At 62.1% G+C, this 15,589-nt stretch carries 12 protein-coding genes; 10 read left to right on the top strand and 2 right to left on the bottom strand.

Features of this window, described 5'->3' with window-relative positions:
• Positions 1 to 322: 322 nt before the first annotated feature.
• The 10 genes from CE491_RS29330 (at position 323) to CE491_RS29285 (ending at position 13,529) form a co-directional block, all read left to right on the top strand.
• Positions 323 to 682 (top strand): hypothetical protein, encoded by a 360-nt coding sequence (locus CE491_RS29330; RefSeq protein ID WP_110951804.1) that lies wholly within the window; start codon positions 323 to 325, stop codon positions 680 to 682.
• Between the two features lie 275 nt (positions 683 to 957).
• On the top strand, positions 958 to 1,917 hold the full coding sequence (locus tag CE491_RS29325; RefSeq protein WP_062390247.1) for an AAA family ATPase: 960 nt from the start codon (positions 958 to 960) through the stop codon (positions 1,915 to 1,917).
• Positions 1,918 to 1,921: 4 nt separating this feature from the next.
• Positions 1,922 to 2,866: a DUF58 domain-containing protein gene (locus CE491_RS29320; protein WP_110951951.1), complete on the top strand. Its 945-nt coding sequence runs from the start codon at positions 1,922 to 1,924 to the stop codon at positions 2,864 to 2,866.
• Entirely contained in the window at positions 2,863 to 3,357 is a 495-nt protein-coding gene (locus tag CE491_RS29315) for a DUF4381 domain-containing protein (RefSeq protein WP_110951803.1), read from the top strand. The genes CE491_RS29320 and CE491_RS29315 overlap by 4 nt, the downstream gene beginning before the upstream one ends.
• Positions 3,350 to 4,417, top strand: a complete 1,068-nt coding sequence (locus CE491_RS29310) for a vWA domain-containing protein (RefSeq protein WP_110951802.1) — start codon at positions 3,350 to 3,352, stop codon at positions 4,415 to 4,417. The genes CE491_RS29315 and CE491_RS29310 overlap by 8 nt, the downstream gene beginning before the upstream one ends.
• Positions 4,414 to 6,141, top strand: a complete 1,728-nt coding sequence (locus CE491_RS29305) for a VWA domain-containing protein (RefSeq protein ID WP_110951801.1) — start codon at positions 4,414 to 4,416, stop codon at positions 6,139 to 6,141. The genes CE491_RS29310 and CE491_RS29305 overlap by 4 nt, the downstream gene beginning before the upstream one ends.
• Positions 6,138 to 7,823: a BatD family protein gene (locus tag CE491_RS29300; RefSeq protein WP_110951800.1), complete on the top strand. Its 1,686-nt coding sequence runs from the start codon at positions 6,138 to 6,140 to the stop codon at positions 7,821 to 7,823. Before CE491_RS29305 ends, CE491_RS29300 begins: the two co-directional genes overlap by 4 nt.
• Positions 7,824 to 8,047: 224 nt before the next feature.
• Positions 8,048 to 9,289: an exonuclease SbcCD subunit D C-terminal domain-containing protein gene (locus tag CE491_RS29295; RefSeq protein WP_110951799.1), complete on the top strand. Its 1,242-nt coding sequence runs from the start codon at positions 8,048 to 8,050 to the stop codon at positions 9,287 to 9,289.
• Positions 9,286 to 12,927, top strand: a complete 3,642-nt coding sequence (locus CE491_RS29290) for an AAA family ATPase (RefSeq protein WP_110951798.1) — start codon at positions 9,286 to 9,288, stop codon at positions 12,925 to 12,927. Before CE491_RS29295 ends, CE491_RS29290 begins: the two co-directional genes overlap by 4 nt.
• The gene (locus tag CE491_RS29285; RefSeq protein ID WP_199885296.1) at positions 12,924 to 13,529 is read left to right on the top strand and encodes a glutathione S-transferase; all 606 of its coding nucleotides are present in this window, start codon (positions 12,924 to 12,926) and stop codon (positions 13,527 to 13,529) included. Before CE491_RS29290 ends, CE491_RS29285 begins: the two co-directional genes overlap by 4 nt.
• A 393-nt stretch (positions 13,530 to 13,922) precedes the next feature.
• Here the strand turns inward: CE491_RS29285 and CE491_RS29280 are convergent, their stop codons facing one another.
• Entirely contained in the window at positions 13,923 to 14,105 is a 183-nt protein-coding gene (locus CE491_RS29280; RefSeq protein WP_110951950.1) for a hypothetical protein, read from the bottom strand.
• A gap of 186 nt (positions 14,106 to 14,291) precedes the next feature.
• Positions 14,292 to 15,458, bottom strand: coding sequence for a lactonase family protein (locus CE491_RS29275; RefSeq protein WP_110951796.1), 1,167 nt, complete (start codon positions 15,456 to 15,458; stop codon positions 14,292 to 14,294).
• Between the last annotated feature and the right edge of the window lie 131 nt (positions 15,459 to 15,589).

Below are 15,589 nucleotides of genomic sequence, written 5' to 3'. Positions count from 1 at the left end.
CGATGCTGCGACATATTCGGACATCGGCTTGTAGCCGAATGTTTCCCGGAGTCTGGATATGGCGTTTGGACAGTGATGTGGCGGCGGGATCGAAAGCCAGGACAGTGGTAGTGAGCTTGCTCACGAAAGGGCCAGTACATCGACAGCAGATGCGGGGGTCTGGAAGTCCGCCTTCGTGAGCAAGCTCACGCCCACGGAGGTGCGTGTCCGGCAGTAGGGTTTGTGCAGTGCTGGCACGGTATGGCTCGTGAGGCAGGCAAAATTTTCCCAGGACTGGCAAAATCCGACCCTGCCCCGAGCCACGCCACCAAGGAATTGCGCCATGCACATGACCACCGACAGCTTCATCTACAACCCCTGTGACGAGGAAGAAGATGACATGGCGCTGGCGTGTTGCCACGCCAGCAACGGCGATCTGTTCTTGCTGGCGCGCTTCCCGGACGAGGACGAAGTCGACATCACCTTCCGCGACGACACCATTCATGTCGACGGCAACCTGAAAGTGACCCTCTCTGCGACGCGCCTGCTCGTGGAAATCTGCGCCGCCGATGCCAAGCCGTTCCGCGGCGACACCACTTACGAAATCAGCCACAGCACAGCAGCCAGTGAACTGGCAGAGCTGGACGCGACCCTGCGCATCATCCTCAAGGATGTCGGGACGTACGTCAGCGAGATCGGCTGACGACGACGCTTTGCAAGGTGACAGTAGGCTTGCAGGCGGTGGCGTTAATGAGATCGCTGCCGCCGACAAGCCTGACTGCAGCAGCTGCGCCCCATGTAACAGTCGGAAAATCCACAACTTGTCAGCCAATTCTGGTTTTTTCCCGGCAAAGCCCGCCAAACGCTGGAAAAAACCCCTTGCCCCGTTAGTCGCCGCCCCTCGGATGCATTAAAGTAACGCCCCCAGCTTCAGCGCCGTTTTGGCGCCGCGCCTACCCTGCCAGGAAACCGTCATCGATGGAACATCGTGAAGCGTTGATCGCGCTGCGAACCTTTCTTTCAACACAGATTCTCGGGCAGGAGAAACTGGTCGAGCGCCTGCTGATCGCACTGCTTGCCGACGGCCACATGCTGGTCGAAGGCGCGCCGGGCCTGGCCAAGACCAAGGCGATCAAGGAACTGGCCGAAGGCATTGAAGCGCAATTCCACCGCATTCAGTTCACTCCCGACCTCTTGCCCGCCGACATCACCGGCACCGAGATCTATCGGCCTGAAACCGGCAGTTTCGTGTTCCAACAGGGTCCGATCTTCCACAATCTGGTGCTGGCGGACGAAATCAACCGCGCCCCGGCCAAAGTGCAATCGGCGTTGTTGGAGGCCATGGCCGAGCGCCAGGTCAGCGTGGGGCGCAGCACTTACGATCTGTCGCCGCTGTTTCTGGTGATGGCGACGCAGAACCCCATCGAACAGGAAGGCACCTATCCGCTGCCGGAGGCCCAGCTCGACCGCTTCCTGATGCACGTAAAAATCGGCTTTCCAGACGCCAACGTCGAACGCAAGATCCTGCAACAGGCCCGTGGCGAAGCGCTGAATGGCGAAACCAAGCCCGAACGGCGCGTCACCCAGCAGGCCATTTTTGCCGCGCGCAAGGAAATCCTCGGGCTGTACATGGCCGACGCCGTGGAGGAATACCTGGTGCAACTGGTGATGGCCACCCGCACCCCGGCCAAGTTCGACGCCGAGTTGGCCGAGTGGATCGGCTACGGCGCCAGCCCACGGGGTTCGATTTCCCTGGACCGCTGCGCCCGCGCCCATGCCTGGCTGGCCGGCCGTGACTTCGTCAGCCCCGAAGACATTCAGGCCATGGTCTTCGACGTGCTGCGTCATCGCATCATTCTGTCGTTCGAAGCCGAGGCCGCGGGCATCGATCAGGACCGCGTGATCCAGCGCATTCTCGACGTCGTTGCCGTCGCCTGACCCCATGCAACCCTATCTGATTTCCCAACCGGGCATCCGTATCAGCCTTACCGAGCTGATCGAGATGCGCCATCGCGTGCGGGAAGTGCAGCTGTTTTCCTCCCCCGGTCGGCGCAGCCCGCTGATCGGCCTGCACCACTCCAAGCTGCGCGGTCGTGGTGTGGACTTCGATCAGGTGCGGGTCTATCAGGCTGGCGACGATGTGCGCACCATCGACTGGCGTGTCACCGCGCGGACCCAGGAGCCGCACACCAAACTGTTTCATGAAGAGCGCGAACGGCCGATTTTCATCATGGTCGAGCAAAGCCGCCGCCTGTTCTTCGGCTCGGGCCTGATGTTCAAGTCGGTGCTGGCCGCGCAGGCCGCAGCCCTTGTCGGCTGGGCAGCCCTGGGACACAACGACCGGGTCGGCGGGCTGGTGTTCGGTGACAACGAGCACTACGAAATCAAGCCACGACGCAGCAAACAGAGCCTGTTGCAATTGCTCAACCGCCTCGTGCGGGTCAATCAGTCGCTGCACAGCGAAGCCGTGGCCGATCGCGACACCTTTGGCGTGGCCCTGCGCCGCGCCCGAGAAGTGCTGCGCCCGGGCAGCCTGGTGTTCATCCTCTGCGACGAGCGCGCCCTTTCCGACTCCGCCGAGCAGCAGTTGGCCCTGCTTTCGCGTCATTGCGACTTGTTGCTGCTGCCGCTATCCGATCCGCTGGATCACGCGCTGCCTGCGGCGGGGTTGCTCAGATTCAATGATCGCGGCGCGCAGCTGGAACTGGACACCCTGAACCCCGATCTGCGCCAGACTTACCGCGCCCAGGGCCAAGCGCGTCAGGCGCGCTGGGAGTTGCTGGCCAAGAAGCTGCGCGTGCTGATGATACCGCTGAGCACCCAACAGGAAATGGTCGAGCAACTGCGCGACTACCTGAACGCGCAGCAACCGGTGAAACACAAATGAGCCTGCTGGATCAGCTGCAGCCGATGATCCTGCCCGCGCCGATAAGCCTCTGGCCGCCCGCGCCAGGCTGGTGGCTGCTGCTGGCGCTGCTGCCAGTGCTGGGTTACGGCCTGTGGCGCGCTCGGGTGCTGCTGCCCAGACGCGCGCCGGACGAAGCGACGGAGCTGCCGCTGGACCCGCTGCGTCAGTCGGCGCTGATCGAACTGGCGCAGCTGCCCAAACCCTACGACGGCGCCCCGGCCGGTGCCTGGCTGCAACAGATCAACGGCCTGCTCAAACGCCTGTGCCGTAACGACTACCCCTACAGCCAGAGCCACACCCTCAACGGCCGCAAATGGCTGGCGTTTCTCGACAACCGCTGCCCGGCGGCCGGCCTCACGCGTTGGATGATCCTTGTCGAAGGCGCCTACAAACCCGAATGCAAACTCGACGACAAGGCCATCAATGGTCTGACGCAGTCGGTCGAAACCTGGATTCGCAAACATGTTTGAGCTCGCCTGGCCGTGGGTCTTCGCGTTGCTGCCACTGCCTTGGCTGCTGCGCTTCGTGCTGCCGGTGGCCGACAGTGGCGAGGCCGCGCTCAAGGTCAGCTTCCTCAACGAACTGGAAGGTCTGGCCGGTCGTCGCGCCCGCGCGCACCTGCCTGGCTGGCGTCGGCAACTGCCGTTCGTGGTGTTGTGGCTGTTGCTGCTGGTGGCGGCGGCCCGCCCGCAATGGCTCGGTGAGCCCTTGCCGGTCGCCGCCAGCGGGCGGGATCTGCTGGTGGCCGTGGACGTTTCCGGGTCGATGGATTACCCGGACATGGTCTGGCAAAGCGATGAAGTGAGCCGCTTGACCCTGGTCAAACAGCTGCTCGGCGATTTTCTCGAACACCGCAAGGGCGATCGTGTCGGCCTGATTCTCTTCGGCAGCCAAGCCTACATGCAGGCACCGCTGACCTTCGACCGCAGGACCGTACGCGTCTGGCTGGATGAAGCGCGGATCGGCATTGCCGGTAAAAATACGGCCATCGGCGATGCCATCGGCCTTGCGCTCAAGCGGCTGCGGCTGCGCCCAGCACAGAGTCGGGTGTTGATTCTGGTGACCGACGGCGCCAACAACGCCGGCCAGATCGACCCTGCCACTGCCGCACGACTCGCGGCGGGCGAAGGCGTGAAGATCTATCCGATCGGCATCGGCGCTGACCCGGACAAGGGCGCTACCAGCATTCTGGGCCTGAACCCGAGCCTGGATCTGGACGAGCCTGCGCTGCGGGAAATCGCCGACATCACCGGCGGCCAATACTTCCGCGCCCGCGACGGTGCGCAGCTGGAAAAGATCGGCAAGGCCCTCGACACCCTTGAACCGGTAACCCAGCAGCCGACCCAGGCCCGCCCTGTCCTGGCGCTCTATCACTGGCCGCTGGCGCTGGCGTTGCTGCTGAGCGTGCTGCTGGTGATTCATGAGCGCTGGCCGCACAACCCGCTATATCGCTTTCTCGCTCGCCAGCCTGCGTTGCATCAAGGGCCGCAATGGCGTCAGTGGTTCAAGCGTTTGCGGAGGCCTCGATGAACTCGTCGCTATTCGCATGGCCCCACTGGTTGCGCCCCTGGTGGCTGCTGCTTGTGCCATTGCTCGGCTGGTTGATCTGGCGCCTTTGGAATCGGCAGAAACGCGTCGGTCGCTGGCAGATGATTCTGCCGGGTGCCTTCCATTCCGTATTGCTCAGCGGCGGCAGTGGCCGGGAAAGCAAGTTGCCTTGGATCGCCCTGAGCTTCGGCTGGCTGTTGGCACTGCTCGCGTTGCTCGGCCCGAGCTGGCAACGCGTCGAACAGACCCGTCAGAAACCGGTGGACCCGCTGGTGGTGCTGCTTGAACTGACCCCGGAAATGCTCGCCGCCGACAGCCCGCCGTCACGGCTGGAGCAGGCACGGCGCAAGCTGCTGGACCTGTTGCAGGCGCGTGGCGACTCGCAGACCGCGATCATCGTCTATGCCGGCAGCGCCCACACGCTGGTGCCCTTGTCCGATGATCTGGGCACCAGCAAGAACCTGCTGGATGCGATCAAGCCTTCGATCATGCCGGAGGCCGGCCAGCGCGCCGATCTGGCGGTGCGCAAGGCCCGCGATCTGCTCAAACAGAGCGACCTGGGCCTTGGGCGTCTGCTGTGGATCGGCTCTTCGCTGACCGACGCCGAGCGCCAGGGGATTCGCCAGGCCATGACCGACCACCCGCCGCAGCTGTTGATGCTCGGAGTCGGCACGGCCGAGGGCGCACCCGTGGCGCAGGAAAAAGGCGGCTTCCTGAAGGACGCCCAGGGGGGCATTCTGGTGCCGCGTCTGGACAGCGCCAGCCTCAAGGATTTCGCAGAGGAACTCGGCGGCCATTTCACCCAATTGCGCCTGGCCGACGATGACCTGCATGAACTGGGTCTGCTAGACAGCCCGCGAGACCTGCGCAGTGAAGGCCAAACCGTGCAGCTCGACAGTTGGGCCGATCAAGGTTACTGGTTGCTGTTGCCGCTTCTGTTACTGGCCGCCTGTGCCGGTCGTCGCGGCTGGCTGTTGTGCCTGCCGCTGCTGATGCTGGTGCCCCAACACAGCTACGCCTTCGAGTTCAAGGACCTGTTCCAACGTCCCGATCAGCAAGGCCAGCACCTGCTTGCGCACCATCGCCCCGCCGAAGCCGCGCAGCACTTCGAGGACATCCAGTGGCAAGGCATCGCGCTCTATGAAGCAGGTGATTATGCCGGCGCCGCTCAGCGTTTCGCCCAGGGCGACAGTGCCGCCGATCATTACAATCGCGGTAATGCGCTGGCCAGAAGCGGTGAGTTGGAAGCGGCCATCGATGCCTATGAGCAGGCCCTGGAGCGCCAACCCGACTTCCCCGCCGCCGCGGCGAACAAGGCGCTGATCGAGCAAATGCAGGAACAGAACAAACAGGCCGCAGCCGAAGACGCCAGCGAAGGCAAGACCGAAGGCGACAACGACACGGGCAAACCTCAGAGCGGCAGTGCCGAACAGCACCCGTCGGGCCAGCAGCCGTCGGCACAGGGCGACGAGGAAAACAGCAACACCCATTCGCAGTCGATGTCGGGGGCCAGCGACGCCCATGGCCCGTCGCCGGATGAAGATGAAGCCACCCGCGCACCAAGGCGCCCCGCCGACAGTCAGATCAACGGCGAACAACGTCAGGCGCTCGAACAATGGTTGCGTCAGATCCCGGACGAGCCCGGCGAGCTGCTGCGACGCAAATTCTGGTACGAACAACAGCAGCATCAGGAAAAAGCCCGATGAGTCGTGTGCACACTGTGGTAATTGCGTGGCTGCTGTGCCTGTTCGCCCTGGCGGCGCAGGCCGACTCGTCCAGTTCGACGTTGCAGGCCAGCGTCGACCGCACCCGCGTGAACACCGGAGAAACCATCGAGCTGACCCTGGAATCCGACGACGCGACCCTGTTCGGCAAGCCGGACATGAGTGCCCTGGATGCGGATTTCGAAGTCCGCGACACCCGCCAGCTCAACAGCTTGACCACCCTTGAGGGCAACGTCCACGCCACCACTCGCTGGCTGATCACCCTGATGCCGCGCCACAGTGGTTCGATCGAGATTCCGTCGCTGAAACTGGGCGATCTGATCAGCCAGCCAATTGCCCTGCAGGTGGTGGAAGTCGAGCCGTCCGCGCAGTCTCAGGAACAGAAACTGGCGCCTGTGTTCATGGAGGCCAGCCTGGATCAGGACACCGTATACGTGCAGGCCCAGGCGGTTTTGACCGTTCGCATCTACCATTCGGTATCGTTGTTCGATGACAGCAACCTGACGCCGCTGCAAGTGCCGGATGCGCGCATCGAGAGGCTCGGCGACACCCGCACCTATGAAAAGCAGATCAACGGCATCCGGCATGGCGTGATCGAGATGCGTTATGCGCTGTATCCGCAGCAGAGCGGCGACATGACCATCCCGGCGCAGGAGTTCAGCGCGACGATGGTGCAGGACATCCCGCAAGTCAGCCAGGTCGCCGCCACCAATCAACCCGCGGTGGCCACCAGCCCGAAACCGGGCAAGCTGATGCGCGTGATGTCCGATCCCCTGCCCCTCAACGTCAAACCGCAACCGGCGAATTACCCGGCCAACACCCCGTGGCTGCCGGCGCGCAGCATCAGCCTGAGCGAAAACTGGAGCCCGGACCCGACCCATACGCAGCTCGGCGATTCGCTGACCCGCACTCTCGTCGTCAAGGCCGAGGGCCTGTCCAGTGCCCAACTGCCGCCACTGCCCGCGACCGAAGTCAGTGCGCTGCGACGCTATCCCGACCAGCCTCAGTTGAGCAATCAGGCCAATGAGCGCGGGCTGGTGGGCAGCCGCGAAGAACGCGAAGCCCTGGTGCCCAATCGTCCGGGCGCCATCGAGATTCCCGCTGTGGATCTGGTGTGGTGGAACACGCTGGAAGATCATTTGGAGCACAGCGCCCTGCCCGCCCGAACCTTGCAGGTGAGCATCAACCCGGCGCTGTCCGTGGACATGCCGGTGAGTGACGACTCGGGCCTGACGGTGCTCGGTCCGCCTGTGTGGCCCTGGCAATTGAGTACGGTGCTGCTGAGTTTCACCACGCTGCTGGGCTTCGGTCTATGGTGGCGTGCCCGCTGGCAACCGGCTCTGACCCGCGTGGCACAGGCCGGGCCAAGCCCGCGCACCGTGCTCGACGACCTGAAACGTGCCAGTCTTGCCAACGACCCTCACGCCACCCGTCAGGCACTGGATGCCTGGGCCCGTCAGCAACCGGAAACCCTGGCCGACATGGCTGCGCGCTTCGTGCCGCTGTCCGATGCCCTCGATGGCCTGAACGGCGCGCTGTACAGCGAAACCGGCAAGTTGTGGCTGGGCGAAGATTTATGGAAGGCAGTCAGGGCACTGCCCGCCGTTGAAAAACCCGTAGACCCGAATGGCGCGGACAGCCTGCCGCCGCTTTATCCGAAGTGAACCGGACTCCTGCGCGGCGACTGTATGCGCAGCCTGCCGGGAGCCATTGGCGCCCCGATGACTCGTGGGGAGTGAGCTTGCTGAAGAGGCCCGGGAGGACGCTACATATTCAGCGTCTGAAACTCAGTCTTGGTGAGCAAGCTCATTCCCACAGTGGTCCTAGGTGACTTGCCATGTAAGACCGCCCATTCGGCCATACACCTATTCAGAACCAAGGTATCCCAATGCGTCTGTTCCACACCTCCGACTGGCATCTGGGCCAGAACCTCCATGGCCAGGAGCGGGACTTCGAACACGAGAGTTTTCTCAAATGGCTGCTGGCCCGCCTGGCCGAGCGCAAACCCGATGTGCTGCTGATCGCCGGCGACATCTTCGACACCGTCAACCCGTCGGTCAAAGCCCAGGAACAGCTGTACGACTTCATCGTCAGCGCCCACGATCAAAGCCCGCAACTGACCATCGTCATGATCGCCGGCAACCATGATTCCGGCTCGCGCATCGAACTGCCTGCGCCGCTGATGCGCCGTCTGCGCACCCATGCCCTGGGCCGCGTGTTGTGGCTGGACGACGGCGTGCTCGACGTCGAGCGCCTGTTGCTGCCGCTGACCAACGCCAAAGGCAAGGTGCTCGGCTGGTGCCTGGCGCTGCCGTTCCTGCGCCCTGCCGAAGTCACCGGCCTGACCCTGGGCGACAACTACCTGCGCGGGATCGGCCAGGTTCACGAGATGCTCATTGCCGCGGCCAATCAGAAGCGCAAGAAAGGCCAGCCGCTGATCGCCATCAGCCACGCGCACATGGCCGGCGGCTCGGTTTCCGAGGACTCCGAGCGCAGCCTGATCATTGGCAATGCCGAAGCGCTGCCGGCCAGCCTGTTCGGCCAGACCATCACTTACGTTGCCCTCGGCCACCTGCACAAGCCGCAGAAGGTCAATGGCGAAGAACGGATTCGCTACAGCGGCTCGCCGATCCCGTTGTCGTTTTCGGAAATCGGCTACCAACATCAGATCCTCGAAATCGATTGCGAAGGCGACAAACTGGTCAGCGTCAAACCACTGTTGATCCCTCGCGCTGTCAATCTGCAACGGATCGGCCCGGCGCCGTTTGTGGAGCTGTTACTGCAACTCAAGGACCTGCCGGACATCGATCTGCTGGCCGATGTCGACCGCCAGCCCTGGCTGGAAGTCCGGGTGCGTCTGGACGAGCCGCAGCCGGACCTGCGCAACCAGATTGAAGCCGCGCTGGAAGGCAAGGCCGTGCGTCTGGTGCGTATTGCCGCGGAATACGCAGGCAAAGGCAGCCGCGATGACGAAGATGATCGCGACCTGATCGAGCTGGATCAACTCAGCCCGCAGGAACTGTTCAGCCGCGCCTGGCTCGACAACTACGGCACGGAGGTCGACGAGCAAACGATGCAGGACTTCGCGAGCCTCTTGCAGGACGTGCAACTGGAGGGCGAACAGCCATGAAGATTCTCGCCATTCGCCTGAAAAACCTTGCCTCCCTGGCAGGTCCCTTCGAGCTGGATTTCACCGCAGAACCCCTGGCCAGTGCTGGATTGTTCGCGATCACCGGCCCCACCGGCGCGGGTAAGAGCACGCTGCTCGATGCCTTGTGCCTTGCGCTGTTCGGCGCGATCCCCAGGCTGAATAACATCGGCCAGTCCAGAGTCCCGGAGGTCGATGGCGATATCAGCACCAATGACCCGCGCAACCTGCTGCGTCGCGGCACCGGCAGCGGCTATGCCGAAGTGGACTTCGTCGGCATTGACAAGCGCCGTTATCGTGCTCGCTGGGAAACCAACCGCGCCCGCGACAACGCCGCGAAAAAACTCCAGGCCAGCCGCCAGACGCTGACCGACCTGGACAGCGAGCAGATCCTCAGCACTCAGAACAAAGCCGAATACAAGACCCTGCTCGAAGCGCGACTGGGCCTGAATTTCGAACAGTTCACCCGCGCCGTGATGTTGGCCCAGAGCGAGTTCAGTGCGTTCCTCAAGGCCGACGACAAGGAACGCAGCGAGCTGCTGGAAAAGCTCACCGACACCGCGATCTACAGCCAGTTGGGTCGTCGCGCCTACAGCAAGAGCAAGGAAGCGGAAGAGGCGCTCAAAGCCCTCAACGCCCAGGCCGGTCACCTGACGCCTCTTGAGCCTGATCAGCGCGCCGAGCTCGAACAGCGCTTCGCCGACGCGCAGCAACAATTGAAGCTGGCACAGGCGCAATTGCGTCAACTGGAGATGAAACAGCAGTGGTTCAGTGAATTGAATCGTCTGCGCGACAGCCACCTGGCGGCCAGCGAACAGCTCGGCAGCGCGCAGCAGACCTGGGATCAGCAAGACACTGAACGTCGACAGCTGGGCCAGTTGGAACGCTTGGCGCCGCAGCGGCATCTGTTCGGCCAGCGCAACAAGCTCGACGGGCAACTGAAGCCGTTGGCTGCACGCATCGAGGAGCAGACTCAGCAACACACGCAGACCCAGGCCCGCTTGACCGATCTGGAAGGCCAGCTCGTCGCAGCGCAGAGCACTCTGCAGCAGGCGCAGGACAACCAGCAGAACGCCAGACCAGGGTTAAACGAGGCGTTCGAGCAACAGATCCAGCTCAATCACCTGAACAACGAAAGGCAGCAGGTCAGCGAACAGGCACGCATCGCCGAGCAAGCCAGCAACGAGGGTCAGGCTGCGCTCGATCAACTGGGTCAGCAGCAACGCCAGGTCGAAACACGCCTGCAATCGATCGCCGAACAACTGCAAAACAGCGCGGCGCTGGATGCCCTGAGCCAGTCGTGGACGGCCTATCGTCCGCGCCTGCAACAGGTGGTGCTGGTCAGTTCGCGACTGAACAAAGGTCGCGAAGAACTGCCAGATCTGGAACAGGCTTCGACCCGCGCCGAACAGGCCCTGAGCGAACGTCGCAGTGCGTTGCAGGCGCTGTATGACGACGCCGAGGTCAAGGCCGACGCGGTCAGTCAGGAAATCGAACGGCTCGGCCAGCTGTTGCAGGACAATCGTCAGCAGCACAGCGCCAGCGATTCACTGGAGCGCCTGTGGCAGCGGCATCAGGACGTCGCCAGTCGCTTGCAGGAGGTGCAGGCGCAGCAGCAACGGGCCACCGAACGCCGCGCGCAAAGCATCGCCATGGGGCTGCAACTCAAGGGCGAACACGAAGCTGCCGAACAAGCGCTGAAAGTGACGGTCCAGTTGCTGCAACGCCAGCGTCTGGCCCGCAGCGCCAGTGTCGAGCAATTGCGCGAACAACTGGTGGATCAGCAGCCATGCCCGGTGTGCGGCAGCGAGGAACATCCGTATCACCAGTCCGACGCCTTGCTCGAAGCACTCTCCGGACACGACGACGGTGAAGAAACCGCTGCGCGGCTGAAGGTCAGCCAACTGAGCGAGAAACTTGCCGAGCTGCGTGCCGAAGTCGCCGAGCTGAACAACCAGCTCAAGCAGTCCAAGCCGCAGCAGGACCAACTGGCCGAGCAGCTGCAAAAACTCACGCCGGATCTCGAAGCCCATGGGCTGTATCCGCGTTTGCTGGAACAGCCCGAGCACCTGCGCGGCGACTGGCTCAGCGAGCGGCTGCATCAGCTGGCCCAGGAAATCCTCAGCACCGAGCAACGCCAGACGCGCCTGCTGAAGGTACAGCGCGACGCCGAATCCTTGCAGCAACAGGTGCAGGACGCCCGTGAGGCGAGCCAGCAGGCGATGAAACTGCTGGACGATCAACAGCGCAATATCTCGCTGGACAACCAGGCGTTCGAGACCGCGCTGCAGGAATTCGAACCGCTGCTGCCCGCCGAGAGCCTGGCGCTATGGCGAGAATCGGCCACCGAAAGCTTCATGCAGCTGGACAACGACATCGCGCTGCGCGTCCAGCAACTCGATCAACAGAAAGACGAGCGGCAGGAACACAGCGAACGTGCGCTGAAAATCGAGCGCGAACAAATCGCCCAGCAGGGACGTCAACAGCAGCATCAACAGCTGCAACAACGCCTCGAAGGCAGCCAGCAAAAGCAGCTCGCGGTGCAACAGCGCTTGCGGGAAATCCTCGGCGAACACGACAGCGCCGAGCATTGGCAGCAACAGCTGGAGCAAGCTGTGGAGCAAGCGCGTCAGGCTCAGGCCAGCATTTCCGAGGCCTTGCAGAAGGCGCGCAGCGAGCTGATCAAACTGGCGACTGAGCTTGAGGGTGAGCGTCAGCGCTTGCGCGCGCTGCAACAGGAAGTGACCGATCTGGATCGACAGATCAGCCAGTGGCGCAGCGAGCACAGCGAACTGGACGATGCCGCCCTCGACGCGCTGCTTGGCCTGAGTGATGACAGCGTCAACCAATTGCGTCAGCGCCTGCAACACAGTGAAAAAGCCCTCGAGCAGGCCAAAGTGCTGGTGCAGGAGCGCGAGGCCCAGCTGCAGCAACATCAAGCGCAACACAGCGATATCAGCGACGCCGAGCAACTGGCCACAGCATTGAGCGACACCCAGGCCCAGTCGGCGACCCACGACCAACTGTGCGCCGACCTGCGGGCGCAAATCAGCGAAGATCAGCGCCGCCGCGACGCCAACAGCGACCTGCAGGAACGCATCCAGATGGCCCATGGCCAATACCTGCGCTGGGCTCGACTGGCGACCCTGATCGGCTCGGCCGAAGGCGATAAATTCCGCAAGATCGCCCAGGCCTACAACCTCGATTTGCTGGTGCATCACGCCAACGCCCAACTCAAGCAACTGGTGCGCCGCTATCGCCTCAAGCGCGGCGGCAGCATGCTCGGCCTGCTGGTGATGGATACGGAAATGGGCGACGAACTGCGCTCGGTGCATTCGCTGTCCGGCGGCGAGACGTTCCTGGTGTCGCTGGCCCTGGCGCTGGGGCTGGCGTCCATGGCCTCGAGCACGCTGAAGATCGAGTCGCTGTTCATCGACGAAGGCTTCGGCAGCCTCGACCCTGAGTCGCTGCAACTGGCGATGGATGCGCTGGACGGCTTGCAGGCCCAAGGGCGCAAGGTCGGGGTGATTTCCCACGTGCAGGAAATGCACGAGCGGATTCCGGTGCAGATTCAGGTACGTCGTCAAGGCAATGGCCTCAGCACCCTGGAGGTCAACTGATGCCCGCTCTGCTCTACTCCTTCCGCCGCTGCCCCTACGCCATGCGCGCGCGTATGGCCGTGGCTTATTCCGGCGCACAGGTCGAAACGGTGGAAGTCAGCCTCAAGGCCAAGCCGCCGGAAATGCTTGAGTGTTCACCCAAAGGCACAGTGCCGGTTCTGGTGCTGGACGACCGAGTGCTGGAACAGAGTCTGGACATCATGCACTGGGCGCTGGAGCAGCATGACCCGGATGACTGGTCTCTGACCGCTGATCCCGATGGCCAGCGGCAGATCACCGAATTGATCGCGGAAAACGACAGTACGTTCAAGACCGATCTGGATCGCTACAAATATGCAGTGCGCTATCCCGAGTTCACGCAGCAGCAATATCGTGCCCGAGGAGAGGTGTTTCTGCGCAAGCTGGAGGCGCTGCTGAGCGAACGCGAGTGTTTGCTCGCTGATCACCTGACCCTGGCCGACACCGCCCTGGCGCCGTTCGTGCGGCAATTCTGCTTCGTTGACCCGGGCTGGTTCTGGCAAAGCCCGTATCCGAAATTGCGGGGATGGCTGAAGCGGTTTCTGGAATCGACGTTGTTCATGAACGCCATGGCAAAGCATTGACCACTTCTGCCGAAGATGCACGAGCGCTCTTTTCCGCGATTGATGTATCTGGGCTATGCGTCATCTGACACGACGCAATCGCGGGCAAGCGCGCTCCTGCAAAAGAATGAAGTGCAAAAAAATCCCCATCGCTTATTCAGCAGACGGGGATCAAGGGGAGGAAATTCAACGCTTTCGCGAGCAAGCTCGCCTACATTTGATACATGGCCTGACACGCAGTGGTCAGTGGGTCGTATCAACCTGTATACGGCGAAGTTGCTCGCGAAAGCGTTCTTTCAATCGGAGCGGTGACAGCAATTAAAACCTGGCGCTTACAAATCCATTCCCCGGTAGCGATAACGCATTGACCGCGCACTGCGTTAACGGGGAATGGATTTACGTCGAAAGTTCTATTCATTGCTGGGTCTTGTGATCCAGAGCTGCGTAGAAGTTGGCGCTTTGTTGCAGGTATTTCGGGGTGTAGCTCTGGGTCGAGCTGATTTTTCTGTCTGTGGCTTCGCCACTGGCACTGGCTGGCAATGCAACGGTGGCGGAGATGGCAGACGCGGCGATGATGGAGAAGATATTGAAGTTCATGATGCGTACCTCGGTGTTGTTTCGTTTCAAGTCTTGACCGTCGTGGCCGTGGAATGAAAGTTACGCCCGAGGAGCTTTCAGAAAAAATCTTTTCTACCACTAGCCCTTATCAATTCAATTAATAGATGGCCTCAGCCCTTATAATTCAAGGGCTGCAGCCTGCGTCAATGTGTCACTTGTGACGTTTCAAAAACCGAGAAAGCGGAAATCCGAAGGGGAATCGAAGTCGACTTTCTGCACGGTGTCACCCAGCATCCCGGTTTTCGGGTCGACTCGGACGGTAACAATCTGGTTGCTTTTCTGGTTGGCGATCAGCACGAAATGGCCGCTTGGGTCAAAGTTGAATTCCCGTGGCTCCTTGCCTTCAACCGAGCGACGCTGGATTTCCTTCAGCTGACCGTTGGACGAATTGATGCTGAACACCAAAAGCTCGTTGGCATCGCCACGATTGGCGACGTAGAGGAACTTGCCGTCCGGCGAAGTATGCAGGCCGCCGCCAGCGCGGTATTGCTGACCGTCTTTATTGGCCAGGTCCACCAACTGCGTGCGCTTGAACACGCCGTCGTGGTAGTCGAACGCGGCGACTTGACCGCCCATTTCCAGGGTCAGCCAGGCGTGTTTGCCATCCTTGCTGAACAGCAAGTGACGCGGACCACTGCCCGGCGGCAGCTCCACAAATGGCGTTTTGGCCGGTTGCAGAGGCTGGGTTTTCTTGTCGTCGTAGTTGAACACGAAGATTTTGTCGGCGCCCAGGTCCATAGCGATCAGGTACTTGCCATCGGGGGTCGGCACAGCGGAATGAACGTGGGACGAGGCCTGACGTTCAGGATTGACCTTGCTGGCTTCGTGGGTGGCGGTCTGAACGACGGGGGAAAGCTTGCCGTCCTTGCCGACGGGCACCACGGCCAGCACGCCGCCTGGATCGGGGTGCACGGCGTAATTGGCGACGAACAGGAAACGCCCGTCCAGGCTCAGATTGGAGTGGGTCGGCTCCTCGCCTTTGCTGTCGATCTGGTTGATGAATGACACGACGTGGGTCTTGGGATCGATGGCAAAGCTGCTGACCTTGCCGACCACGTCGGTTTGGCCGGGGCCGTTTTCGTTGACCGCGAACAGATGGCGCTGGTCTTTGGAGAGCGTCAGCCAAGAGGGGTTTTCGCTTTTGATGACCTGTCGAGGCTTGGCTTCGAGCTGGCCGGTCTGGGTATTGAAGCCATAACGGTAAATGCCTTCGCTGGCGCCAGCGGTGTAGGCACCCACCAGTACGTCGTAGTCGGTCATGGGTTTGGCCTGAACGGAAAGGGCGGTAAGGCTGCTGGCGAGGACCAGCCATGGCAAGAGTCTGGGAGTCATTGGGGTGATCTCTTTTTGGAGTTGTTGGTGCGCTGTTTACGCGAGAATCAGGTCTATGACAGCGGTTTGCGGGGAGTAGTTGCCTGGTTGATTGATGATGCGCACCGTCGTGCATGGCCAAGGTTTGCCGC

Origin of the sequence: Pseudomonas bohemica, from assembly GCF_002934685.1 — a bacterium.
Lineage (GTDB): Bacteria > Pseudomonadota > Gammaproteobacteria > Pseudomonadales > Pseudomonadaceae > Aquipseudomonas > Aquipseudomonas bohemica.
Note: the sequence above shows the minus strand (reverse complement) of the source record. Positions and strands in the feature narration are given on the sequence as shown.

What these genes read in the sequence shown, in the direction of transcription:
- CE491_RS29290 (WP_110951798.1), top strand. Translation starts at nt 9,286, where the DNA reads ATGAAGATTCTCGCCATTCGCCTGAAAAACCTTGCCTCCCTGGCAGGT.
- CE491_RS29315 (WP_110951803.1), top strand. Translation starts at nt 2,863, where the DNA reads ATGAGCCTGCTGGATCAGCTGCAGCCGATGATCCTGCCCGCGCCGATA.
- CE491_RS29275 (WP_110951796.1), bottom strand. Translation starts at nt 15,458, where the DNA reads ATGACTCCCAGACTCTTGCCATGGCTGGTCCTCGCCAGCAGCCTTACC.
- CE491_RS29310 (WP_110951802.1), top strand. Translation starts at nt 3,350, where the DNA reads ATGTTTGAGCTCGCCTGGCCGTGGGTCTTCGCGTTGCTGCCACTGCCT.
- CE491_RS29305 (WP_110951801.1), top strand. Translation starts at nt 4,414, where the DNA reads ATGAACTCGTCGCTATTCGCATGGCCCCACTGGTTGCGCCCCTGGTGG.
- CE491_RS29300 (WP_110951800.1), top strand. Translation starts at nt 6,138, where the DNA reads ATGAGTCGTGTGCACACTGTGGTAATTGCGTGGCTGCTGTGCCTGTTC.
- CE491_RS29330 (WP_110951804.1), top strand. Translation starts at nt 323, where the DNA reads ATGCACATGACCACCGACAGCTTCATCTACAACCCCTGTGACGAGGAA.
- CE491_RS29325 (WP_062390247.1), top strand. Translation starts at nt 958, where the DNA reads ATGGAACATCGTGAAGCGTTGATCGCGCTGCGAACCTTTCTTTCAACA.
- CE491_RS29295 (WP_110951799.1), top strand. Translation starts at nt 8,048, where the DNA reads ATGCGTCTGTTCCACACCTCCGACTGGCATCTGGGCCAGAACCTCCAT.
- CE491_RS29320 (WP_110951951.1), top strand. Translation starts at nt 1,922, where the DNA reads ATGCAACCCTATCTGATTTCCCAACCGGGCATCCGTATCAGCCTTACC.
- CE491_RS29280 (WP_110951950.1), bottom strand. Translation starts at nt 14,105, where the DNA reads ATGAACTTCAATATCTTCTCCATCATCGCCGCGTCTGCCATCTCCGCC.